Here is a 24,819-nt window from a genome sequence, read left to right as displayed (position 1 = left end):
GCAAATAATTCAAAAAACAAAAGCCGCCTTGAATAGTATTCAGCCAAGCTATAGGCAAGGATTAAGGAGCAACTAACCAAAAACGCCTTAACCGTTGAGCAAATAGCTTGGCTGAAAATCTCAAATTTTCCTTCTCTATAAATTATATTTCAATGACAGTATCAAATATCTCGGCTGTATCCTGTATTGCGAAGTTGTAGTTCGATATTGATTAAAACTGTCGTCATTCAGGGTTTTGGTATCTAACAGGTTTGTCGCGCTTATTTTATACTCAAATTTGCTGTCTTTCTTTTGGTAAATTAGGCTTGCGTCTAGAAAATCATATTCGTTTTCTACAGTCTTGCTGCTGTTGTAATAATGATAGAACTCGTACTCGGCTACAAAAGAAAAGCTGTCTAGGAAATAATAATCCAATTTAGCAAAAGGCTTGTCGGTATAGAATTTTGAGCCGGCATAGTCGTTCACCATAAAATTATAGCCTATTTCCAGATTTGGGAGCGACTTGTAGTTGGTTGCAGCTTTCAGAGTATAATTCTGCATAAAACTTTCTTGTGTTCTTACGCTTCCGTTTTGGATGTTGTTGAATTTCGACCAGTTTAGGCCCACTCCAGCAGAGGCTTTATAATCTCTAAGAAACGAACGTCCATAAGCTCCATTAGCATTAATTGTCTCGTCAGCCAAGTTAGAATTATAAGGCGTCAATGTTTGGTTTACATTTTCAAAAACAATCCTGCTTTTTACGGCATCGGTTGCTTTGCTATAGGAAATGTTGGCAAATATATTTTCAAAGTTATACATGTTATACTTGAAATATCTCAAGGAATGTACCTGTGAAGTTGAATTTTCAAGAAATCGGTTTCCGTTGTATAAGCTGCTATATCCGGAAAGGACATTCCCCATTGCTAGATTGTTAATATCAGTAAAAGTATTGGTCAAGGCAAAATTATAAGTAAGTGTTTCCGACTTTTTAATTTGGTACAAGGCGTAAAAATCTGGCAATAATTTAAAGAAGTCTTGCTTGTAGCTTGTTCCTAATTGCTCGTTATTCATTTGGTAAGAATGCAGGCTAAATCCAGGCGTAAAGGTAAATTTGCCCGTCAGGAACTTATAATGCAATCCGATAAAAGCATCGTTAAAATCATACGTCACTTTATTATTGTTTTCTGGAGCTTCAAGGTCATTTCTCGTCCCATTGTCTAAAATCTGGAAAATGCTCGAGTTGAAATTCTGGTGCGAATTTGTATTTCCTAACGTAACATTGATGTTGCTTTTTGGCGTAAGCATATAGTAATAATCTAACTTGGCATCGAGCTTATTTGTTTTTACGAATCGGCTTTGGCTTAAATCATTCCTATTTTGGTTTTCTACATATCCTGACAAAGCAAAAGGCTGGTTGAGCAGGTTTGCATTATAGAAAGGATCTTCGTCTTGATATAAATGCTGCGCCTCAAAAGCAAAAACATTTTTATCGTCCAACGTATAATAGAGGCTAGCATTTTGGTTTATCGATGTCGGATTTTGCTTTTTAGTCGTATAAATATCTTCAGCAGTCGTAATATCGTTAACGGTATATTCTCGAAGCAAATTGTTATTCTCATCTTGTTTCGACTGTTTCATCAAAACATCATAATCAAACTGCAACTTTGTATTTGGCTTGTAGCTCGAGCTGAACTTAAACAATCCGAGATTGCTTTTTTGGTGGGCGATTTCTTCGTTTTGCTGTCTTACTCCAGTTTCTAGAATTGTGCTTCTCGATTTCGTTTCCAAGTCCGTTTCTGATGAAGAAAGGATTGCAAAACCGCTCAGACTCCATTCTTTAGTAACATTGTAAGAGAAATTCGTGGCTCCAAACTGTGTCTCGATTTCCTTCGCGCGATTATTTCTGAGCATTGCAATTCCTAAGTCGTTCGACGAAACATTGAAAGAGCTTCCTCCTTTTTGCATCATGCCTCTAAAGCCTCCTGTGAACTTAAAATAATCCTGTATGGTCAAAGGCAGTTCTCCGATATTATTAAAATTAGCAATCACGTTGATGCTGTATTTCGGATTGTAGTAGAACAATTTCGGATTTACGACATACCGACTATCTTCATGCCCGACTCCAATTCCGGCGTTCATGTCGCCAAACCAAAAGTTCTTTTTGCCGTCTTTCAGCTTGATATTCATCGCGACGTTTTCTTCGTTGTTTTCGAGACCTTTCAGAGCACCAACTTCATTGTAATTTCTCAATACCTGAACTTTATCGACAGCATCGGCTGGAATATTTTTTACTCCTAATTTAGTATCGCCATCAAAAAAGTCCTTTCCTTCCACCATTAATTTTTGGACTTTTTTTCCTTCAACTTCTATCTCACCATCTGCATTTACCTCAACACCTGGAAGCTTTTTCAAGACATCTTCTAATTTTCTTTCTGTTCCGGTCTTAAAGGAATCGGCATTATAAACAATCGTATCTCCTTTGATTGAAACGGGCATTTCGTGTACGATCTCAACTTGGTCCAAATCTACTCCTTCTTGCAAAATTATAGTCTGGATCATATTTTCTGATTCCGTCACAAGATCAATTTCCTTAGCTTGATAGCCAATATAGCTGACCTTTATTTTGTAGGTAGCATTCGGCTTCAGCGACAATAGGAATTTTCCTTTGTCATTCGTAATCGCATAAGAATCCATTGCTTTTGTGCCTTGATTTACAGCCATGACATTTGCCATTTCCAAACCAAAAGCATTTGAATCGGTTATAAGGCCTTCAAATCGTATATTTTGGGAATAACTATAAAGGGACAAGAAAAAAAATGCGAGAAAAAGTATCTTTTTCATTTGAGATAAGTTGTTGGGTGTAAAACTAGTAATTAATTGCCGATCCTGATCTGAATATTTCCTTTGGAATCTTTCATCTGTTCCATCTGTTTTTCGATTAGTATATCATATTCCTTCTTCGTTACTTTTTTCCCGCTTTTTGGCACTTTGATCGTTATTTTATCTTTTGGATTCAATATGATTTTGGAACATAATACTACTGTTGTTGCATCGTTTACTTCCATGATCAACCCAGGAAGTCCCCAATATTCGCCCGGTCCTTGGCTAATCGGAATTTCTGGCGTATACCAAACGGTTATTGTTCTTTCCTTAGGCTCACTTACAGTAAATAGTTGCGTTGTGCCCTCGCTTTTTTTCTTTTTCATTTTTTCATACTCCTCCATATCTTCCTTGGTAACAGGAATTACGGATACGGCTTTGTAGCAGGTATAATTGCCTATTTTTTTTGTCTCGTTCAACAGTTGCCAATTCCAGTTCGGCAACGAATCGGTGATTAGGAATTCTTTTCCGAAGAAATCTTCTTCAGAAAGCATCATCTTACTCTTTATATTTTTATAGATTTTTCCATCGCTTGCCGAAGCAGTTTTGATAACCACTCCTCCTGAAGACGCACCTGGAGCTTCTAGCTTTTGAGGTTCTTCGTAAATAGATTCGGTCTTATTAAAATTCAGCGCATAGGTTTTTTCAAAAGCTTTTTTCATTTTTTCTGCAAACATGGCTTTCATATCTGGAGTCATGTTCGGGCCATCAATTTTTATATCGTCTTTGATTATTGTTTTTGACTCATAAATCGCCTGTCCTTGGAAATCTTGGGCTTTCATTAAACTTGCCGAAAACACCGTTACCATAAACGCTAATGTAACTGTTGACTTTATCATTTTATTTGTTTTTTATGTTAGTAATGGTACAAATTAAACGACAAGAAATCTCTTTTTCAGTTAACCAACGTTAACGATTGTTAACGGCATTTTTTCAATGGAATTTGTTTATACTTTTGAAAAATGAAATCAAAGAATTACAAATACATTTTATTTTTTATTTCGATAACTATCCTTGCCACAATTGGTTTGCAGATTTATTGGAATATAAAAAACTATGCTGAAAACAAACGACGGCTGATTAATGATGTGCAGATTGCGTTTGACAACAGCGTCGAGCATTATTATGCTGAAGATGTAAAAAGTGATTATATGACTTTTATTGGCAACGCTACCTTTAAAGACCCGCATTTTGTGGATAATGTTATTTCTGATTCTGTGTTTATCAATAGTTTTAAGGAGAAGAAAAAAGCAACTCCGATAAAAGAAAGAATAGCCGTCGGAACATTTACTGAAGACAAATCGCCTAAAACGACTACGTTTATTACGATCAAGAATCCGTCTGAAAAGACGAACAAACGAATCTTAAAAGATTTTCCAGATAGTATGTCTAGTGAGAAAACACTATCTTCAAAGAAAAAAGGGACTCAATTTCAAATAAATACTGACGTTAGCCTGCCTCATAAAACTGAAATAAAAGTCTTGAGCGGAAAACGCGCTATGGATAGTGTTTCAAAAATCCAGAATTTCACCAACAAGATTCTTGTTTCTTTGACGCGCGATTCGATACAGTTCGACAAAGTGGGCAATGCTTTAGATAAGGAATTGGCGCGAAAAGGTATTCCTATTCGATATGGAATTCAGCATTTGAAAGCAGATACTGTATTTCAGAATTATAAGATTGATAAAAACAGTGATCTTGCTTTGAGTACGATTTCTAATTCTACATTTCTTCCGCAACATCAGAAATTAAAGTTATTATTTTCGAATCCGGTATTATTGATCGTGAAGCGAAGTATGGTTGAAATTATTCTTTCATTGCTACTTTCGCTTTCAATTATCGGCTGTCTTTTGTATTTGCTGAGAACCATCAATAAACAAAAAAAGGTAGATGAGATCAAAAACGACCTGATCAGCAATATTACTCATGAATTCAAGACACCGATTACGACAGTCGCTACTGCTATTGAAGGCATTCGGAATTTTAATGACGTAAATGATCCCGAAAAGACGAATCGTTATCTTGATATTTCAAACCAGCAATTAAAAAAATTAGAAGTGATGGTCGAGAAACTTTTGGAAACGGCTTCGCTGGATACGGACAAGCTTTTGCTTCATAAAGAATCTGTAAATATTGTTTCTGCCATCAAGACACTTATCGAAAAGCATAAAATGATCAGCCCAGAAAAGACGATTTCTTTCGATACCAACATGGAGCAGCTAATTATAAATATCGATTCTTTCCATTTTGAAAATGCTCTTTCGAATCTCATCGACAATGCTGTCAAATATGGCGGTACTACTATAAATCTTCACTTGAACTATGTTCAAAACAATCTGGAAATTACGGTCGAAGACAACGGCTCTGGAATAGACAAAAGCCAAAAAGAGAAGATTTTCGACAAGTTTTACAGGATTCCTAAAGGAAATACTCATGACGTGAAAGGTTTCGGTATCGGGCTCTATTATTCCAAAAAGATTGTTGAGAAACATGGAGGAACATTAGAATTGCTTCCCAATCAAGAACTGACCGTATTCAAAATAAAACTATCCGATGTCTAGCAAAATTAAAATAATTCTGGCAGAAGATGAGCCAGCATTGGCCCAGATCATCAAAGAAAGTCTCGAGACCCGAAACTTTGAAGTTGTCTTGTGCAAAAACGGCGAAGAGGCTTTTGATGCCTATACTAAAGAAAAGCCAGAACTTTTGGTCTTGGATGTCATGATGCCCAAAAAAGATGGATTTACGCTAGCGAAAGAAATTCGCAAGTTGGACAAAAAAACGCCGATTGTTTTTCTTACCGCAAAATCGCAAACGCAAGATGTTGTGGACGGATTTCAACTCGGCGGTAATGATTACTTGAAAAAGCCTTTCAGCATGGAAGAATTGATTGTCAGGATTCATTCGCTTTTGGGCAGGATCCAGCCTGAAAAGAATGAGGAAGACATTGCTATCGGCAGCTATCTCTTTAATCTGACAAAGCAGACGCTGAACCATTCTGGAAACATGCTCTTTCTTACACACCGCGAAGCTTCATTGCTTCACCTTTTAGTTGAGAACAAAAATGATATCTTAGACCGTTCCCTTGTTTTGAAAAAAATCTGGGGCGATGATGATTTCTTCAACGGTAGAAGCATGGATGTTTTTATTACAAAATTGAGAAAAAAATTAAGCCTCGACCCTAACATTCAGATTATAAATGTTCGGAGTCAAGGCTATAAATTGATTTTATAATTCTTGGAAGTTTTAAAGGCTAATTTCCAATTCTCATTGTAGGCCTTCCGCCCCCTTTTTGAAACTGCTCGCGCATTTCCTCCATTTTTTTTATGACAATTTCATCGTATTCTTTTTGGGTAACCACTTTGCCTTTTGACGGTGCCTTGATTTCTGCTTTTTCTTTAGAATTGAGTACAATTTTTGAACAAAGAATTACGGTCTTATCATCGCTTACTTCTAAAATTAATCCTGGGAGTCCCCAATAACCTTCTGGCCCTTGGTTGACAGGAATTTCTGGAGCATACCAAGCAGTAATGTTGATTTCTTTCGGAATTTCGAAATCATCCATAAAATTAGTTTTCTTTTCTTTTTCCGCTGGTTTCTCTTTTTTAGTATCTTCTTTCTTAGGCCTGAAATTCCTAAAATCCGACTGACTCACGGGTTTTAACGCCGTTGCCTTATAGCAGGTATAGCCTCCGATTTGTTTGGTCTCGCCTTCCAATTTCCACTCTAGTTTTGGCAATGAATCTTTTACTAAAAATTCCTTTCCCATAAATTCTTTATCAACAGCAAATGTTTTCTCCTTTACATTTTTATAATAAGTACCGCCGCCGCCCATCATGGACGACATCATTCTGAATCCTCCATTATTTTGGCCAGGTGCTTCCAGCTTTTCTTCTTCTTTATAAATAGATGCGGTCTTGTCGAAATTGAGAATAAATGTCTTTTCCAACATTTTTTTCATACTTTCTTCGATAGACTTCTGCATTTCTGGCGTAATCTCTTTATTACCCGACAGCCTTGACTTCATATCAGCTGTACTTGTTTTAGATTCATAAACCGCCATGCCTTGAAATTGCTGGGTCTGTGAACTTGTCGATGAAGTTCCTTGCAGTTTTTGAGCTTGCAAACTAGTAATTGAAACTAAAAAAACTACAGATAAGAGGTATCTTTTCATAAATCAAGAATTTAATATACAAATATGACGGATTTGGACAATATTTGCTACAAAGCTTTTGTTAAATAATATTTAGCATCAAATAAGACAACATTTAAATATTTTAATTTAGACACGCATCTGAAAGGATATTCGTAAATTGGCACCTATATGAAGAAACTCATTTTTATACTCTTGGGCTTGATTCCCATGCTGGGCTTTTCACAGCAGCCAAGTATTATTCCCTTTTTTTCTAATGCAGAAAAATGGGAAAAAGGGTACTATATCGACAAGGATAATTTTGGCAATTTCTATTCTATTAATGAAAACGAATTTAAAAAGACGAGTCCTACCCAAGTTTTCTTTTATAAAAATGTCTCTTTAGGAAAAATCCATCAAGTCGACCTGCAAAATCCGCTTCAGTTAGTCTTGTTTTACAAACAGTTTACTACGGCAGTATTATTGGACAATCAGCTGAATGAAACTGTAAAAATCAATTTTTCGGAACTTCCGCAGCCTTTAAATCCAGAAGCTGTGAGCTTGGCTTCTCAAAACAGACTTTGGGTTTATGATATTCTTTCACAAAAACTAGGATTGTTTGATGTCCAGAAAAGTACTTTTCAATCCATAACGCCACCGTTTAAAGAAAACTTGAAATTTTACCAATCGGATTACAATTATTTTTATTGGATAGACACCAAGCAGAATTTATATGTGTCGAATCTCTTTGGAAAGGTCAATTTTCTTGGACAAGTTCCGGAATACAATCAAGCGCAGGTCGTATCGTCAAAGCAGATTTTACTCAAAAACGATAACGGATTGTTTCTCTATAATTTAGAAGACCAGTCCTTATTGCCGATAACTTTAAATGAAAAAAGCTTTATCCGTTTTTCATTTAAAGACCAAATTTTATCTATTTTTACCGAAAACGAAATCAGTCAATATAAAATTACATTACCATAATGCACATAGCAGTAGCAGGGAATATCGGGGCAGGAAAAACAACGCTGACGAGGTTGTTAGCAAAACATTTTAAATGGGAACCGCATTTTGAAGATGTCGTAGACAATCCATACTTGGATGATTTTTATCATCAGATGGAACGTTGGTCGTTTAACCTTCAGATTTATTTCTTGAACAGCCGTTTCAGACAGGTGCTCCAGATACGCGAAAGCGGCAAAAACATCATCCAAGATCGAACGATTTATGAAGACGCACATATTTTTGCGCCCAACCTTCACGCTATGGGATTGATGACGAATCGTGATTTCAACAATTATAAATCACTTTTTGAATTGATGGAATCTTTGGTTGAAGGTCCAGATTTGCTAATTTATTTGAGAAGTTCCATTCCGAATTTGGTGAATCAAATCCATAAGAGAGGAAGGGAATATGAAAATTCAATTTCTATCGATTACCTCAGCCGTCTGAATGAAAGATACGAGGCTTGGATCCAAAGCTACACGAATGGAAAGCTTTTGATTATTGATGTAGACAATATCAATTTCGTGGACAACCCAGAGGATTTAGGTGCCATCATTAACAGAATCAATGCCGAGATCAACGGATTGTTTTAAGCTTACTAAACAATACAAAAAAAGCCTTCCAAATTGGAAGGCTTTTTTTGTATCCTGAATACTTTATTTCTTTTTAAAAGCTTCGAGTTTCGCATTGACTTCAGCTTCAGTTCCTTCAAAAACTTCAACCGATTCAGCAGAATCTGTAACAGTCGTAACAGTAGCTTTTACTTTTCCGTCTGCGCTTTTTACTGATTCTATTCTGATTTCTTTAGTCGATTGTTTTACTTCAGGCGCTGGCGCTTCAACAACAACTTCAACCGCTTCTACTTCTTGAACTACCGCTTTTGCATCATGCCCTCCTAAAATTGGAGCGATTACCAAACCGATAAGGCAAGTCAATTTAATCAAGATGTTCATAGACGGCCCAGAAGTATCTTTAAATGGATCGCCGACCGTATCACCCGTTACAGCTGCTTTGTGGGCATCAGAGCCTTTGTATGTCATTTCTCCATTGATCATAACACCTGCCTCAAAAGATTTTTTAGCATTGTCCCAAGCACCTCCAGCATTGTTTTGGAAAACAGCCCAAAGTACGCCTGAAACGGTAACTCCTGCCATATAACCTCCAAGCATTTCTGCAATCAGCTGATTGTTTTCTGGATAGACTAGTTTTCCTAAAAGAACAATAGCAATTGGGAATCCAATCGTCAATATTCCAGGAAGCATCATTTCTCTCAAGGCTGCTTTTGTAGAAATGTCTACGCATTTTGCATATTCTGGTTTTCCTGTACCTTCCATAATGCCAGGAATTTCACGGAATTGTCTTCTTACTTCATATACCATGTCCATAGCTGCCTTTCCTACAGAATTCATTGCCAAAGCAGAGAATACAACCGGAATCATACCTCCCACAAAAAGCATCGCTAATACAGGAGCTTTAAAAATATTAATTCCATCGATACCTGTGAAAGTCACATAAGCTGCAAACAAGGCCAATGAAGTCAAGGCTGCAGAAGCAATAGCAAAACCTTTTCCGGTTGCTGCTGTCGTATTTCCTACAGAATCCAAAATATCGGTACGCTGACGCACTTCTTTAGGCAATTCGCTCATTTCCGCAATACCTCCGGCATTATCTGAAATCGGACCAAAAGCATCGATTGCTAACTGCATTGCTGTTGTAGCCATCATCGCAGAAGCTGCCAAAGCCACTCCGTAGAAACCTGCGAAAGCATAAGAAGCCCAAATTGCAGAAGCGAACAACAATACGGTCGGGAAGGTTGAAATCATACCTGTTGCCAAACCAGCAATGATATTTGTTCCAGCTCCGGTACTTGATTTTTGAACGATTGCCAAGATTGGTTTTTTACCTAATCCGGTATAGTATTCTGTAACAGAAGAAATTACAGCTCCTACAAATAATCCGACCAATGTCGCATAAAAAACTCTCATCGAAGAGATGTCCATATAGCCTTCTCCGTAAAATTTCATTTTCATTGTTGCAGGCAACATCCAAGTCACCAAAACATAACATGCAACTGCTGTCAAACCGATAGAAACCCAGTTTCCAACGTTTAGCGCTCCTTGAACTTGGGCTTCTTTTGCATCATTACTGCTAATCTTAACTAGCATTGTTCCGATGATTGAGATGATAATCCCTACACCAGCAATTGCCATCGGCAAAAGAATCGGTCCAATTCCTCCGAAAGCATCAGCAATGCTTCCGCCCATATCTTTAATCACGTAATTTCCTAAAACCATTGCTGCCAAGACAGTTGCTACATACGAACCGAACAAATCGGCTCCCATTCCTGCAACGTCTCCAACGTTATCTCCAACGTTATCTGCAATTGTAGCAGGATTACGCGGATCATCTTCTGGAATACCAGCTTCTACTTTTCCAACTAAATCGGCTCCAACGTCGGCTGCTTTTGTATAAATTCCGCCACCCACACGTGCAAACAAAGCAATCGATTCAGCTCCAAGAGAGAATCCTGCCAATGTTTCCAAAAGGATGGTCATTAATTCGTTAGCTGTTCTTGTTTCTCCATTGTAAAGTCCTTCAACCCACTGTCCGTTCATGAAGAAATGGAAAAAGAAGATAAAAAATGCGGTCAGTCCTAAAACGGCAAGACCCGCAACGCCAAGACCCATTACTGTTCCGCCTCCAAAAGAAACTTTCAGTGCTTGCGGCAGACTTGTGCGCGCTGCTTGGGTTGTTCTGACGTTTGTTTTTGTAGCAATCTTCATCCCCATGTTTCCTGCCAATGCAGAAAATACGGCTCCGAAGACAAAAGCAATCACGATAGATAAGTGTGTGGTTGCTCCAGGTAAAAATGTAATTGCTGCTAATGCGATACTAGCACCAATAACGAATAAGGTTAATAATTTGTATTCTGCTTTAAGAAAGGCCAAAGCTCCCTCGTAGATGTATTCTGAAATTTCTTTCATCTTTCCATCTCCCGGATCTTGTTTTAAAACCCAAGATCTTTTAATTACCATAAAAAGAAGTCCGACTACTGCAAGTATTGCCGGTACGTAAATCATTATTGACTCCATAAAAAGTTTGTTGGTTTTGGTTAATAAGTTGTAAATGTAACGAAACCAACATAAATAAAAAAGCAATATTCTGTATTGAATATTGCTTTTTTAATAATTTTTTAGGATTTTGATTATCTAATGCTAAATAACTCTTCTGGCCTATTTTCTAAAGATTCGAAACGATCTACACATTGCTCGATAATTTCTTTTGCTTCGTTTACATCGCCCCATCCTTCTACATCAACTTTTTTCTGCTCTAAATCTTTATATACTTGGAAGAAATGCTCGATTTCTTTTAGCAAGTGAGGGTTCATATCGGTCAAATCATTCAACTTATTCCAAATCGGGTCAGAAACCGGAACACAGATAATTTTCTCGTCTGGTCCTTTTTCATCTGCCATGTGGAAAACACCAATCGGCTTCACTTCCATCACACAACCTGGGAAGGTAGGCTCGGTTACCAAAACCAATACATCTAGCGGATCGCCGTCTAATGCTAAAGTTTCTGGAATGAATCCGTAATCTGCAGGATACATCATAGAAGAGAAAAGCATTCTGTCGTAGCGTATTTTTCTCAGTTTGAAATCGTATTCGTATTTATTTCTGCTTCCTTTTGGTATCTCAATCAATACGTCAAAAGATTTTTGCTTAGCTGCACTCATATTCTAATTTGTTTCTATATACTAATTTAGCGGGTGCAAAAGTAAGCATTAAGAAACATTGAAACAATAAAAACTCGCACAAACAATCTAAAAATAAAGATTTCTTAAAAATAGAAACCGAAAGATGCTTTTACGGCAAATTTATTGGCATCAGGGAGGTTCAAGTAGCTTCCTCTCCAAGCAAAATCAATTCGCAACACTTTGAATATATTGCCCACTCCTGCATGGTATTCCCAATATAAATCATCAGGTGCTGTGTAAGGAATTGCTGTTTGGGCATTTATGGCTCTATTTTCATCAGAGATTGTTCCATAGACTCCTTTTATACCGATAATTTCCCTCCAATTTAGCTTGCGAAGGAAAGGAACTCTGGCAAACAATCTTCCGTTGAAATTATGCTCAAAATGAAGCGAGACATATTCGTCGGCCATAAATTCGTAGTAATTCATCAGGTTGTAGGTATTGTCGATTATGAAAAAGGACTGGTTACCTGGCACAACGCCCATCAAACCAAGAGGAACAGCTCCGAAGATTTTACCGGCTTCAAACGTGGTAAAAAGCCTTCCGAAACCGCCTACCAAAACAGGCTGTCTGTAATAGAATTGTACTTTTTCGTAATCGAAATCACTTCCGAAAAGTCCTTTGACTCCTTGGCTGAAGCTAAGGAAGAGTCTTGCATAATTTGAATCGACATTCGTACGTTCTACTCCAAAACCGATAGGCCTTCTGCCTGGCATATAATCGATCGAAGCGTTAAATTCGTACTGTTTTACTTCGCTTTCAATGACTCCTTGCGGGTTTTCTAACGTCGGCAAAACTTTATAATAGTCTAGACTGAATGTATTTGGAGAAGCAGATTTTAAAGTCCTATAAGACACTCCTGCTTGGAACACCAGATTTTTCAACGGCTCGATTTCTGCCGAAAAGTTAGTCAAATTGACCGAAGTCAGCTTACTGTTATCTCCGCTGGCAAAAAGTGAAGAGGAAGCAAAGCTTCTTCCCAGAAGATCATTCGATGTTGTAAGGCTGACCCCTATTTGTTCTATATCACGCCTATTTCCTCCGGATATGATAAATCGGTTTTTCTTGTTCAAAAGCACTTTTCCAGAAATACCGTATTTGAATTGGTTGTCGTCAAATCCATAAGCGGTATAGGCTTGTATACGCCACGGATCATTAGGCCCGAAATAAGTCCTTCCTCCTGTCCTGATTCGGATTCCTTCTACGTCGTTATATCCGAAGGTCGAAAATATGGGCCCATAGTCAAAATTATCCATTTCGATATAGCCACTGCCCAGTATGGAGACGAGATTATAAAGCCGCTTGAACTTCTTGACCGTCTTTAGCGTATCCAGCATTTTATAAACTCCCTTTTCGTCTTTGTTTAAGCTTTCAAAGCGATTTTCGTTCCAGAATTCATCTGATTTAGCATAAATTTCGGGGTCATAGGAGTTGACATCCTGCTTATAGAATTTGTCGTCTTTTTTGATATCGAATTTGTGATTCTTGAAGAGCGTGGTTCTTTTTCCGTAGACACCTCTGGATTTATCTTTTTTAGAGAAAGCGAAATCAGACATCATATGATCTCTGGTCAGCAAAAAGACAGAATCGTTTAGCACTTCGAATTCTTGCTCGATATAAATCTCCTTGACCCAGTTGATATTAGCACCACGGCTTGCCGTAAGGTTTATTTTCTTAATCGCGAAGGTCGTATCATTTACCCAAAAATCTCCTTTAAAGGTAAGCTCGTTTTTCCTTCTTGGGTAAAATACGATATTATAACACCATTTGTTATCAATGTAAGTACTATCATGCAGCACATAATTATAAACATTGATTCCCGTTCTGGAAAGCGGGCTCACAAAATCTTTGTCGAAAAATTTCAGGTAATTATCGTAAATATCGTAGTCAGCATATAGATCCTTTATAAAAGCAATTAACTGCTGATTATTGCTGAATCCTGAGTTTTTATTCGCCTTAGCGACTTCTTTTATCCTTCCCGTTGTATTATCACCATATACTTGGCTTAACGCTTCGTTTATAAAAATCGGCAAATAGGATTTTCCCGTTACGTCAGAAGTGTCGACTTGTTCAAAGACAAATTCCATTCCTCTGAAAAGCTTGCTTTTCATCAAGGCGCTATCAATCGTATTTAGGTCAAATTCGACTTTTTCATACTTATCGTACTCGTATTGCTTGAACTGGCGCAATCCGTTTTTCTTCTTGCGCTCCCATATTTTTCGGAGGATATCTATCGCAGGATTGTTCTTTTTTGAAGTTTTTCCGGTATAGATTACAACTTCGTTCAGCATTTTACCAGCGCCCAGATTAACTTCCATATTATAGGTAACCGGCTTTTCCAAACGAATTTCTTTTGGCTCCATCCCCACAAACGACACCACGATAGCATTCTGGGTTGTTTTGGATTCTAAATAAAACTTGCCTTCTTCATTGGTAATGATACCTTCGGTAGTTCCTTTAAAAACGACATTCGCATAAGGAAGTGGCTGCTTGAATTCATCATAAACGATACCGCTTACTTTGGTCTGGGCAGCAAGAAAGTTTATAAATAAAAAGAAAAAGCTTAGGCTTACAAAAATTTTCTTGTTCATATTTTATTGCAAAAAAAAAACTTCATCAAAATTATTCTGATGAAGTTTCAAATATAGTTAATTTGAGTGTTTGATTTCTTGATATTTAGATTTTTTGATTATTCGAAAAATCTGACATCTAAAAGAGCTCAAAAACTTATTTATACATTACTTTTTTTACAGCTTTGATAACATCGGCAGCATTTGGCAACCACTCTTTTAAAAGTGTTGGTGAGTAAGGCGCTGGAGTATCAGCTGTCGTGATTCTTTGGATAGGCGCATCCAGATAATCAAAAGCTCTTTCTTGAACGATATAGGTGATTTCTGAAGCAACGCTGGCAAACGGCCAAGCTTCTTCTAAAACAACTAATCTGTTGGTTTTTTTCACAGATTTCAAGATAGTTTCATGATCCATCGGACGAACGGTTCTCAAGTCGACAATTTCACAAGAGATTCCTTCTTTTTGTAATTCTTCTGCCGCAGCATATGCCTCTTTGATGATTTTACCAAAAGAAACGATAGTCACATCAGTACCTTCTCTTTTGATATCGGCTACGCCAAGCGGAATTGTATATTCTCCTTCAGGAACTTCACCTTTGTCTCCGTACATCTGCTCTGATTCCATGAAGATAACCGGATCGTTGTCACGAATAGCCGATTTCAACAATCCTTTTGCATCGTATACGCTAGATGGAACTACCACTTTTAATCCAGGTGTATTGGCAAACCAGTTTTCAAAAGCTTGCGAGTGCGTTGCTCCTAATTGTCCTGCAGAAGCCGTCGGCCCTCTAAAAACCATTGGCATTGGGAACTGTCCTGCAGACATCTGGCGCATCTTAGCCGCATTGTTGATGATCTGATCGATACCAACCAATGAAAAGTTGAAGGTCATGAATTCTACAATCGGACGGTTGCCGTTCATAGCAGAACCTACTGCAATACCTGCAAAACCAAGCTCAGCAATTGGAGTATCGATTACTCTTTTTGGCCCAAATTCGTCCAACATTCCTTTTGAGGCTTTGTAAGCACCGTTATACTCGGCTACTTCTTCACCCATTAAATATATAGATTCATCACGACGCATCTCTTCGCTCATCGCCTCGCAGATTGCTTCTCTAAATTGGATTGTTCTCATATTATGTTTTATTATCTTCTAAAAATTGAAAGGCAAAAATAATTATTTTAAACAACTAAATCGAATAAATTATAATTAATAAGTTCTTAATTATTCTTTTCGAACGGGCAGATTTCAACGAAAACGATATAGCCCTAGCCTTCCCGAGGAAACGAAGTGATTGCTAACTTAGTTTAAACACGCAACGACTATACTACCATAACCTCAGCAAGAAACCACTTAAAACGACAAATACATAATAAAACATTCCTAAAAATAAAATATGTTAAAAAATAACACTAAATAATTATCAATATAAAAAAATTCTATATTTGGTTAACCAATTTATCTAAAAATCGATTTTTGGATAAAAAGAAAACACAAAATTTTAACCAAAAACCGCAACCACTATGCATGTCAAATACTTTTTTACAACCCTCTGCGCACTCCTATTGAACAGCGTCCTACATTCACAAACCTATGTCACTACCGACACCAGCCTGCAAACGCAAGTTAATGCCGCTGCGCCAGGAACTACATTTATAATTCCAAACGGAACTTATGCTGACTTTTATTGCAGCTTTACCAAAATTGCAACTGCAGAAAATCCAATTACTATCAAAGCGGCAACAGTAGGCGGCGTGACTTTTACTGGCGATTCTCATTTTGTTTTTAAGAAATCAGCCCATATTATACTGGAAGGATTTATCTTCAATTGCCAAAGCAATAACACATTAGTCAAGCTTGAAGCTTCAAACAATATCAGAATTACACGAAATGTCTTCGAGCTTACGACAACAAATTCTATAAAATGGCTTGTCGTTGCAGGCTATTACAACGATTATACTTTCCAGTTTCTAAGCCACCATAACAGAATCGATCACAATATCTTTAAAAACAAGACTACCGCAGGCAATTACATTACTATTGACGGGACTTATAATCAAGATCAGACCGTAAATCAGCAGTCGCAATACGACCGAATTGACCACAATTACTTCTACAACAATGGCCCTAGATTAGAAAATGAAAAAGAAGCTATTCGAATCGGAAACAGCCAATTATGTAATTCGAGCGGTTTTACTACCGTAGAATTTAACCTGTTTGAGGAATGCGATGGAGATCCCGAAATTGTTTCGGTCAAATCATGCGACAACATTGTACGACACAATACATTCAACAGAAATTACGGTTCATTGACCTTGCGTCAAGGCAACCGGAATATTGCTGAAGGGAATTATTTTTTTGGCGGAGGCAAACCTAACGGGATGTTTGGAACAACCCCAATATACACTGGAGGAATTCGAGCTTATGGTGCCGACCATGTGATCAAAAACAACTATTTGGAAGGACTTCAAGGAACGCTTTTCGACGCACCGATTGCACTCACACAAGGCGATGCAAGAACTGGAATCGACACCGACTTTAGCTTGCACTTTAGAGGAGAACGAATAACAGTCGCTTACAATACGCTAGTCAATAACGCCTACGGAATTCAGATTGGCTACGCAAAATCAAATGGTTCTTATAACATCAAACTTGAAGACATTACTATAGCAAACAATCTGGTAACAGGCTCGCAAAACAGTCTAGTCAAAATATTTAACGACCAGCTCGGAGAAGTAACTTGGCTCAATAACATTTTATATCCGACCGGAAGCGCACAGTTAATCGAAGGAGGACCAGCTTTTACGACGAGCCAAGCAGTAGTCCAAAATCCGAATCTTGCTATTAACGGAGGAATATGGAAATCCACCAGCTCGTCTCCTACTATTGGCAATGCCGTCCCAACGCTAAATATCAACGAAGACATCGACGGCCAGACAAGACCTTCGACAAGCAATGCCGGAGCAGATCATTATAGTACTGCAGCAGTTGCTTATCTTCCTGTGACTATTAATGACGTCGGTCCGAACGCTTATGAAGAAGCGCTTTCAGTAGACAAACAAGAAACCCTGAAAGCAATCATCTATCCTAATCCAACGAAAAGAAATTTTGAAATCAGCCTTGATTCACAAGAAGAAACTACTGTAGCGATATACGACGTACATTCTCGATTAATTTCTGAAGAAACTTATATTCCTATTTCTGGAACGATTAAAATAAGCTTAGAAAAGCAGCCAGCAGGATTGTACTTTGCCAAAATAAAAACAGCAAATAAATCAGGAATTTATAAGATCATGAAACAGTAGTATTGGTTAACCAAATTATAATATCGAAAGCAAAAGCCACACTACACTGTGGCTTTGTTTTTTCTAATGAAAAACCAAACATACGCCAGAGCCAAGAAAGTCGTTCCGGCACTCAAATACATTATCATCGGAATTTTAGCAATTACATCTTGATATACCCAACCTGCAAATAAAGCTCCAAGGCCAATCCCAGCTTCAAGAGCAATATACATCGTAGCCATAGCCTTGCCTCGATGCTCAGGATAGCTCATATCCACCGTCCACGCATTTAAAGCAGGCGAAACAATTCCCGTTGCGACCCCATACAAAGCCGCTCCCGTCAGAAGGCCAGCAATAGAATCAGAAAAAGCAACAACAATCAAGGAAATAATTAAGATTCCTAGCCCTATGCTCATCGGTTTCAGACGTCCATACTTATCTGAAGCTTTTCCGGCACCAAAACGGATCAACAACGACGTAATTGTGAAAACCATAAAAAACATCCCTTTGTTGGCAATCCCCAGAAACTGACTCCAATCTGGAATCAGCGTCAAGATTACACCATATGCCATATAAGAAAGGAAAGTAACGACTGCGGCAGGCAATACTTCTTTAGCAATGATATCTTTTCGTGAAATTTTCAAAACATGAAGGCTAAAACGGTGTTTATGCTGCAAGGTCTCCTTCATGTTCATTAAAATAATGATAGACAAAAGTGCAAAGGCAGAAGACGCGTAAAACAACATGTCCATTGAAAAGTGCAATTTGATCGTACTTCCGATGGCCGGGCCGATAGCCATTCCCGTGCTAAAGCAAAGCCCGTGGATGCCCAAAGCTTCGCCCCAGCGCTCTCGCGGAATGATATCGGCAACATAAGCCGCAGTTGCCGTGGGTTTAAAACCCGTAGAAAATCCGTGAACCAATCTCAAGAATAAAAATCCTGAAACAGTTCCCAATACCGGATAAAGAATACCACAAACAAAACATACGATTGAACCCACAGCCATTACAGGAACCCTTCCCAAAGTATCTGTCAGCCTACCGCTGAACGGACGAGAAATCCCTGCAGTTAATGTAAAAAGCGCGATAATCAATCCTTTGTATTCCGCGCCACCCATACTGCTCAAATATTCTGGCAATTCTGGAATCAGCATGTTAAAACTTGCAGAAAACAACAAGGAGCTTAAGCATACTAATCCGAAATGAACATTATATATAGGATTAGGCTTTTGGGTAGAGGTATTCATTGGGAACTTTTAAAAGCGCAAAGATACCAAACTCAAGCGCAGTTACTATCGATATAACTTTTCAATTTTCTCACAATATTCTCAAATCCACAACGAAAACGAAATAGTTCTAAAGATATTATCAAAATATTATGCACGCATAGTTTTTTATTTCAATTATAATGTTTAATTTCGAAGCCTAAATATCAACACTATAATTTTATATAAAATGAAAATATTAGTTTGCATCAGTCACGTTCCTGATACTACTTCAAAAATCAGCTTTACGAATGGCGATTCAGAATTTGACACAAACGGAGTACAATTTGTAATCAATCCTAACGATGAATTCGGCTTGACAAGAGCGATCTGGTTCCAAGAGCAGCAAGGCGCTAATGTTACTGTAGTCAACGTTGGAGGCCCAGAAACAGAAGCAACTTTAAGAAAAGCATTAGCAATCGGAGCTAACGAAGCTATCCGTGTGAATGCGAATCCAACTGACGGTTTCTTTGTTGCTAAACAATTAGCAGAAGTAATCAAAAGCGGCAACTATGATTTGGTAATTGCCGGAAAAGAATCTCTAGACTATAACGGAGGAATGGTTCCAGGAATGATTGCAGGATTGACAAACTCAAATTTCGTAAACTCATGCATCAACTTGACTGTTGACGGAAACAACGCAAAAGCAGTTCGTGAAATCGATGGCGGAAAAGAAACTGTTGCTACGACATTGCCATTAATCATTGGTGGACAAAAAGGTTTGGTGGAAGAAAAGGACTTGCGTATTCCAAACATGAGAGGAATCATGACAGCAAGAACAAAAGCCTTGACCATTCTTGAGCCAGTTGCAGCTGATTCTAACACAAAAGCGGTAAAATTTGAAAAACCAGCTCCAAAATCAGCGGTAAAACTAATCAGCCCAGACAACTTAGACGAACTTATCAACCTATTGCATAACGAAGCAAAAGTTATATAATTTGAGATTTTAGATTTCAGATTTTAGTTGTAAAAACAGTAAAATTAAAAAACAACGATTTAAGATTTGCTTTCCTAAATCCTAAATCACAAATCATAAAGTATCATGTCAATATTAATATACGCAGAATCTGCAGAAGGAAAATTCAAGAAAGTTGCTTTCGAATTGGCTTCATACGGTAAAAAAGTAGCAGAATCTTTAGGAACAACAGTTACAGCCGTTACAATCAATGCTGGCGATGTTTCTGAACTATCAAAATACGGAGTAGACAAAGTCTTAAAAGTAAACGATGATAAATTATCAAAATTTACGGCTAAAGCTTATGCTGATGTCATCAAGCAAGCTGCACAAAAGGAAAACACAAAAGTAATCCTGCTTTCTTCAACAACAGACAGCCTTTATTTGGCTCCGCTTGTTGCTGTTTCGCTTAATGCAGGTTATGCTTCAAACGTAGTAGGATTGCCGGTGAGTACTTCTCCTTTCCAAGTAAAAAGAAATGCTTTTTCAAATAAAGCATTCAATATTACAGAAATCAACACAGAAGTAAAAGTCTTAGGATTGGCTAAAAACTCATATGGCGTATTTGAAAGCGCTTCTTCATTGACTCAAGAAGATTTCTCACCATCAATTGGTGATGCTGACTTCGGAGTAAAAGTAGAAAACGTTGAAAAAGTAACTGGAAAAGTAACTATTGCCGATGCAGAAGTTGTAGTTTCTGGAGGAAGAGGCCTAAAAGGACCTGAAAACTGGGGAATGCTAGAAGATCTTGCTGCTGTTTTAGGAGCTGCTACCGCTTGTTCAAAACCAGTTTCAGATTTAGGATGGAGACCTCATAGCGAGCACGTTGGGCAAACAGGAAAACCTGTAGCTACAAACCTTTATATCGCTATTGGTATTTCTGGTGCTATCCAGCATATCGCGGGAATCAACTCTTCAAAAGTAAAAGTTGTTATCAATCAAGATCCAGATGCACCGTTCTTTAAAGTAGCCGATTATGGCGTTGTTGGAGATGCATTTGAAATCGTTCCAAAACTGACAGAAAAATTAAAAGAATTCAAGGCGAATAATTCGTAAATAATTTTTTAAATTGTGCCCATATTAGGGCTATCTAAATTTAGATAGGAATATCCGAGTTTAGATAGCCCTTTTTCATTTTTTTAAAGCTTTTTACAATCACTAAAAGCCATTCATTTTAGAAAACAACAAAAAACAAACATAGACCTTAATAATGAGTTTAGTAAAACTAACCATAAAAGGAATTTCATACAGCCAAACACAGAATGGCGCCTATGCGCTGATTTTAAATGAAGTGGACGGAGAGCGAAAACTACCGATTGTTATTGGTGCTTTTGAGGCTCAATCAATTGCTATTGCCTTAGAAAAAGAAATAAAACCGCCAAGGCCACTGACTCATGACTTATTCAAAAATTTCGCTGAAAGATTTGATATTGTCGTCAAGCAGGTAATCATCCACAAGCTCGTCGACGGCGTTTTTTATTCCAGTATTATTTGCGAAAGAGATAAAATTGAGGAAATCATTGATGCCCGAACTTCAGATGCCATAGCTTTGGCACTGCGTTTCAGCGCTCCGATTTTTACTTACAAGAACATTTTGGACAAAGCTGGAATTTTCTTGAAAACGAATCCGCAAGAAACCGAAAACCAAAGCCAAGAATTAGACGACGTGCTTTCAAACCCCGAAACCTTTGGAATGGAAGAATCAAACGAAGCGGGAGAAGCATACACCAAATTCAGCTTATCAGAACTTCATGAACAGCTAGAAACAGCCGTCCAAAATGAAGATTATGAAAAAGCCGCGAAAATTCGAGACGAAATTAGCAAAAGAGAATCTTAAATAATTTCGCAAAGAACTCAGTAAAACTCAAGCCTAAAGTCAGAAAAGATGCAACAATATTTAGACCTAGTAAAACACGTTCTTGAAACAGGAACGCAAAAAGGAGACAGAACCGGAACCGGAACAAAAAGTGTTTTTGGCTATCAGATGCGTTTTGATTTGGCCGAAGGCTTTCCTATGGTTACTACCAAAAAATTGCATCTCAAGTCTATTGTCCACGAATTATTGTGGTTTTTAAAAGGCGAAACCAATATTGCTTACCTAAAAGAAAACGGAGTAAAAATCTGGGATGATTGGGCAAACGAAGATGGAGAGCTAGGACCTGTTTATGGACACCAATGGCGAAACTGGAACAGCGAAGAAATCGACCAAATTACTGAGTTGATCGAAATACTAAAAACAAATCCGAATAGCAGGAGAATGCTAGTTTCAGCATGGAACCCTTCTGTTTTGCCAGATACTTCAAAATCTTTCGCAGAAAATGTAGCCAACGGAAAAGTTGCGCTTCCGCCGTGCCATGCTTTTTTCCAATTTTATGTAGCCGACGGAAAATTATCCTGCCAATTATACCAAAGAAGCGCTGATATCTTTTTGGGCGTTCCGTTCAACATTGCTTCTTACGCACTGTTGACCTTGATGATTGCACAAGTGTGTGATTTGAAACCAGGAGACTTCATCCATACTTTTGGTGATGCGCACATTTACAACAATCATATCGAACAATTAGAGTTACAGCTTTCCCGTGACCCGAAACCGCTTCCAAAAATGATTCTAAATCCGGAAGTCAAAAATATTTTCGACTTTAAATTCGAAGATTTTACTTTGGAAGGTTATGAGCCGCACCCACATATCAAAGGCGCAGTTGCTGTTTAAAATTAATTCCTGTTTTTTCATGAAATCGACTCTACTTTCAGCATTATTTTTAATGATGCCTGTTTTTATATTGGCCCAAAACGGAAACGATAAAAAGATATTTTTAGATTCTTTGGAACGTTCAACGGACAAAGAAGATTATAAATATTTTAAAATCGTAAAAAATTACAATATCCCGAGCGAGACCTATGATGTAAAAAATTATTACCGCTCCGGAAAATTATACGGCGAAGGAAAAACTGTCGATAGTCTTGGCTTTAACAAAATAGGCAAATTCACCACCTATTATGAAAACGGCAACAAGAAAAGCGAAGGAAGCTATAATAAATCAACTCCAACCGGCCCTCACAAAACTTGGCATGAAAACGGAAAATTGGAAATGGATGGCGAATATTTTGAAACCGAAAAATCAGTCGGTAATTTAAGAATCAACCAATTTTATGATGCCAAGGGAAAACAGACCGTCAAAGATGGAAATGGAACTTATGAAGACGAATCTTACGGAGCAAAATTTAGCGGCGCAATAAAAAATGGCCTGAAAGAAGGCGAATGGAAAGGCAGTAACCCAGAGGCTAAAACTTCATTTGTAGAAATTTATGAAGGTGGAAACTTAGTTTCTGGCGAAACTACCGACGCAGACCATAAAAAATATCCGTACACAAAAATCATAGAAACTCCCGAACCTTATAAAGGAATACAAGATTTCTATAAGTTTGTCTCTAAAAATTATAATCCCGGAAGAATAAACGGTACGCTTAAAGGCAAGATAATGCTAAGTTTTGTCATTGAAAAAGACGGTTCCGTTGCTGACATAAAGGTAGTGAAAAGTCTAGACGAAAAATTAGACCGTGAAGGAATTCGCGTTGTAAAAGCATATAAAGATTGGAAACCAGGGAAAGTTCGAGGAATATTTGCCAGAGTTTCCTTCGCCCTTCCGATTGCGCTCAGCTTTGAATAATAAAACATTCTTTCCACACCCTATTTTTTAATTTTAAAAATAAATCCTATCTTTAAAATCAAATTTCTATTGTATGGAAAATAACCAACACGAACTCTACGAATATGCCCGCGGCAGGATGAAGCAGAAAAAGCGCTTGTATTTTCACTTTGTCTTGTTTTTTGTCGGAAGCATTTTTTTCGTCATCATTCACAGAGTTTTAGACCTTGATATCTATCCTGGCTCGAATTGGGATGTATGGGCCATACTCATTTGGGCATTTATTTTTATTCTTCACTTTATCCGTGTGTTTATTACCGACAGCTTCATGAATAAAAACTGGGAAAGAGCCCAAATTGACAAGCTTGTCGCCAAACAAGAACGAAAAATACAGCAATTACAGTCTAAAGTGGACAATAATACCCAATCTTAAAATACGCAATCCTAATGATTACTATAATTGCTGCTGCTGCAGAAAATAATGCTTTAGGCAAAGACAACAACCTACTTTGGCATTTGCCGGACGATTTTAAAAGATTTAAAGAAATTACTTCAGGACATTATATCATCATGGGAAGAAAAACGTTTGAAAGCTTCCCGAAACCATTACCCAACCGTACACATGTCATCATAACCCGTCAAAAAGGATACAATCCTGCCGGATGCATTGTGGTCGACAGTATGGAAAACGCCATCGAAGCCTGCCCTAAAGAAGAAGATGTGTTTATTATTGGAGGCGGCGAGATTTACAATTTGGGAATGCCTTTCACAGATATTATCGAACTTACTAGAGTCCACGAATCTTTTGAAGCCGATGCTTTTTTTCCAGAAATAGACCGAAATGAGTGGGAACTGATTTCAGAAGAATATCATCCTACCGATGAAAAACATTTAGTTGATTTCAGCTACCAGACTTACGCCAGAAAATAGCAAAAAAAAAACATCCTGAAAAAATTTCAGGATGTCTAGTTAAACTTTCAATAGGTTCTCTAGAAAATAGCTTATTCTATAGACAGTATCTGATAACTTAAAATAAATATTAGTGCCGCCATCAAAACTCCAGAGATGAAGATAATGACATTGGCAAATTTTCGAGAATACATCTCAAAAAAGCCTTTAATACCAAATACCACAAAGGTACTAAAAACGAAAAAAACTAAAATTTCCAAAAACAAATTTAACCCTAAGAACGTTTGTGGCACCCCAATTTCAGCGTCATTCCTAAAAACTCCGCCGTTGATACTGTTCACAAGAAAAAATGAGATAGCTAGTGCCAGTAGTATCCATTTCAGTTCCGCTATTAATAGTCTTGAAAACATGCTATTGAATTTAATTGTTTAACAT

General features: G+C 37.7%; 21 protein-coding genes. 12 read left to right on the top strand and 9 right to left on the bottom strand.

The genetic code is table 11. The annotated features are described in order from the left end of the window. Window positions 1-135: 135 nt before the first annotated feature. On the bottom strand, window positions 136-2,820 hold the full coding sequence (locus OLM56_RS05930) for a carboxypeptidase-like regulatory domain-containing protein (protein WP_264528659.1): 2,685 nt from the start codon (window positions 2,818-2,820) through the stop codon (window positions 136-138). A 32-nt stretch (window positions 2,821-2,852) separates the two neighbouring features. Further along, window positions 2,853-3,698 (bottom strand): GLPGLI family protein, encoded by an 846-nt coding sequence (locus OLM56_RS05925; protein ID WP_264528658.1) that lies wholly within the window; start codon window positions 3,696-3,698, stop codon window positions 2,853-2,855. Window positions 3,699-3,821: 123 nt separating this feature from the next. Between OLM56_RS05925 and OLM56_RS05920 the strand changes: the two genes are divergently transcribed. Then, entirely contained in the window at window positions 3,822-5,420 is a 1,599-nt protein-coding gene (locus OLM56_RS05920; RefSeq protein ID WP_264528657.1) for a sensor histidine kinase, read from the top strand. Next, window positions 5,413-6,093 carry a response regulator transcription factor gene (locus OLM56_RS05915; RefSeq protein ID WP_264528656.1) on the top strand — a complete coding sequence of 227 codons (681 nt, stop codon included), beginning with the start codon at window positions 5,413-5,415 and terminating at the stop codon, window positions 6,091-6,093. The genes OLM56_RS05920 and OLM56_RS05915 overlap by 8 nt, the downstream gene beginning before the upstream one ends. Window positions 6,094-6,112: 19 nt before the next feature. Here OLM56_RS05915 and OLM56_RS05910 read toward each other — a convergent pair whose 3' ends face one another. Further along, entirely contained in the window at window positions 6,113-7,033 is a 921-nt protein-coding gene (locus tag OLM56_RS05910) for a GLPGLI family protein (RefSeq protein ID WP_264528655.1), read from the bottom strand. 150 nt (window positions 7,034-7,183) lie between these two features. Here OLM56_RS05910 and OLM56_RS05905 point away from each other — a divergent pair, with 150 nt between their 5' ends. Beyond that, complete coding sequence (locus tag OLM56_RS05905) at window positions 7,184-7,975, top strand: hypothetical protein (protein WP_264528654.1); 792 nt, start codon at window positions 7,184-7,186, stop codon at window positions 7,973-7,975. Further along, window positions 7,975-8,589: a deoxynucleoside kinase gene (locus tag OLM56_RS05900; protein ID WP_121376106.1), complete on the top strand. Its 615-nt coding sequence runs from the start codon at window positions 7,975-7,977 to the stop codon at window positions 8,587-8,589. The genes OLM56_RS05905 and OLM56_RS05900 overlap by 1 nt, the downstream gene beginning before the upstream one ends. Window positions 8,590-8,652: 63 nt before the next feature. Here the strand turns inward: OLM56_RS05900 and OLM56_RS05895 are convergent, their stop codons facing one another. The 4 genes from OLM56_RS05895 to OLM56_RS05880 all read right to left on the bottom strand — a co-directional run bounded on the left by OLM56_RS05895 (window position 8,653) and on the right by OLM56_RS05880 (window position 15,458). Further along, window positions 8,653-11,088, bottom strand: a complete 2,436-nt coding sequence (locus OLM56_RS05895; protein WP_264528653.1) for a sodium-translocating pyrophosphatase — start codon at window positions 11,086-11,088, stop codon at window positions 8,653-8,655. A gap of 113 nt (window positions 11,089-11,201) precedes the next feature. Beyond that, the gene (locus OLM56_RS05890; protein WP_121376104.1) at window positions 11,202-11,732 is read right to left on the bottom strand and encodes an inorganic diphosphatase; all 531 of its coding nucleotides are present in this window, start codon (window positions 11,730-11,732) and stop codon (window positions 11,202-11,204) included. A gap of 104 nt (window positions 11,733-11,836) precedes the next feature. After that, entirely contained in the window at window positions 11,837-14,344 is a 2,508-nt protein-coding gene (locus OLM56_RS05885; protein WP_182493431.1) for a DUF5686 and carboxypeptidase-like regulatory domain-containing protein, read from the bottom strand. A 136-nt stretch (window positions 14,345-14,480) separates the two neighbouring features. Further along, window positions 14,481-15,458, bottom strand: coding sequence for a pyruvate dehydrogenase complex E1 component subunit beta (locus OLM56_RS05880; protein ID WP_121376102.1), 978 nt, complete (start codon window positions 15,456-15,458; stop codon window positions 14,481-14,483). 389 nt (window positions 15,459-15,847) lie between these two features. Between OLM56_RS05880 and OLM56_RS05875 the strand changes: the two genes are divergently transcribed. Further along, window positions 15,848-17,629, top strand: a complete 1,782-nt coding sequence (locus OLM56_RS05875; RefSeq protein ID WP_264528652.1) for a chondroitinase-B domain-containing protein — start codon at window positions 15,848-15,850, stop codon at window positions 17,627-17,629. Window positions 17,630-17,670: 41 nt separating this feature from the next. On the opposite strand, the gene OLM56_RS05870 is transcribed toward OLM56_RS05875, so the two are convergent. Beyond that, window positions 17,671-18,855: an MFS transporter gene (locus OLM56_RS05870; RefSeq protein WP_264528651.1), complete on the bottom strand. Its 1,185-nt coding sequence runs from the start codon at window positions 18,853-18,855 to the stop codon at window positions 17,671-17,673. A gap of 208 nt (window positions 18,856-19,063) precedes the next feature. Between OLM56_RS05870 and OLM56_RS05865 the strand changes: the two genes are divergently transcribed. The 7 genes from OLM56_RS05865 to OLM56_RS05835 all read left to right on the top strand — a co-directional run bounded on the left by OLM56_RS05865 (window position 19,064) and on the right by OLM56_RS05835 (window position 24,405). Continuing rightward, window positions 19,064-19,810: an electron transfer flavoprotein subunit beta/FixA family protein gene (locus tag OLM56_RS05865; protein ID WP_264528650.1), complete on the top strand. Its 747-nt coding sequence runs from the start codon at window positions 19,064-19,066 to the stop codon at window positions 19,808-19,810. Between the two features lie 105 nt (window positions 19,811-19,915). After that, window positions 19,916-20,884 (top strand): electron transfer flavoprotein subunit alpha/FixB family protein, encoded by a 969-nt coding sequence (locus OLM56_RS05860; protein WP_182493427.1) that lies wholly within the window; start codon window positions 19,916-19,918, stop codon window positions 20,882-20,884. 154 nt (window positions 20,885-21,038) lie between these two features. Then, entirely contained in the window at window positions 21,039-21,665 is a 627-nt protein-coding gene (locus OLM56_RS05855) for a bifunctional nuclease family protein (RefSeq protein ID WP_121376097.1), read from the top strand. 48 nt (window positions 21,666-21,713) lie between these two features. Then, window positions 21,714-22,538: a thymidylate synthase gene (locus OLM56_RS05850; RefSeq protein WP_121376096.1), complete on the top strand. Its 825-nt coding sequence runs from the start codon at window positions 21,714-21,716 to the stop codon at window positions 22,536-22,538. 19 nt (window positions 22,539-22,557) lie between these two features. Continuing rightward, complete coding sequence (locus OLM56_RS05845; protein ID WP_264528649.1) at window positions 22,558-23,496, top strand: energy transducer TonB; 939 nt, start codon at window positions 22,558-22,560, stop codon at window positions 23,494-23,496. Window positions 23,497-23,569: 73 nt separating this feature from the next. Further along, window positions 23,570-23,908, top strand: a complete 339-nt coding sequence (locus OLM56_RS05840) for a 2TM domain-containing protein (protein WP_121376094.1) — start codon at window positions 23,570-23,572, stop codon at window positions 23,906-23,908. Between the two features lie 14 nt (window positions 23,909-23,922). Next, window positions 23,923-24,405: a dihydrofolate reductase gene (locus OLM56_RS05835; protein ID WP_121376093.1), complete on the top strand. Its 483-nt coding sequence runs from the start codon at window positions 23,923-23,925 to the stop codon at window positions 24,403-24,405. 71 nt (window positions 24,406-24,476) lie between these two features. Here the strand turns inward: OLM56_RS05835 and OLM56_RS05830 are convergent, their stop codons facing one another. Beyond that, window positions 24,477-24,794, bottom strand: coding sequence for a hypothetical protein (locus tag OLM56_RS05830; RefSeq protein ID WP_220477633.1), 318 nt, complete (start codon window positions 24,792-24,794; stop codon window positions 24,477-24,479). Window positions 24,795-24,819: the final 25 nt, after the last annotated feature.

It is taken from the genome of Flavobacterium sp. N2550, assembly GCF_025947265.1.
GTDB lineage: Bacteria > Bacteroidota > Bacteroidia > Flavobacteriales > Flavobacteriaceae > Flavobacterium > Flavobacterium endophyticum.
This window is presented reverse-complemented; position numbering and strand designations above follow the sequence as displayed.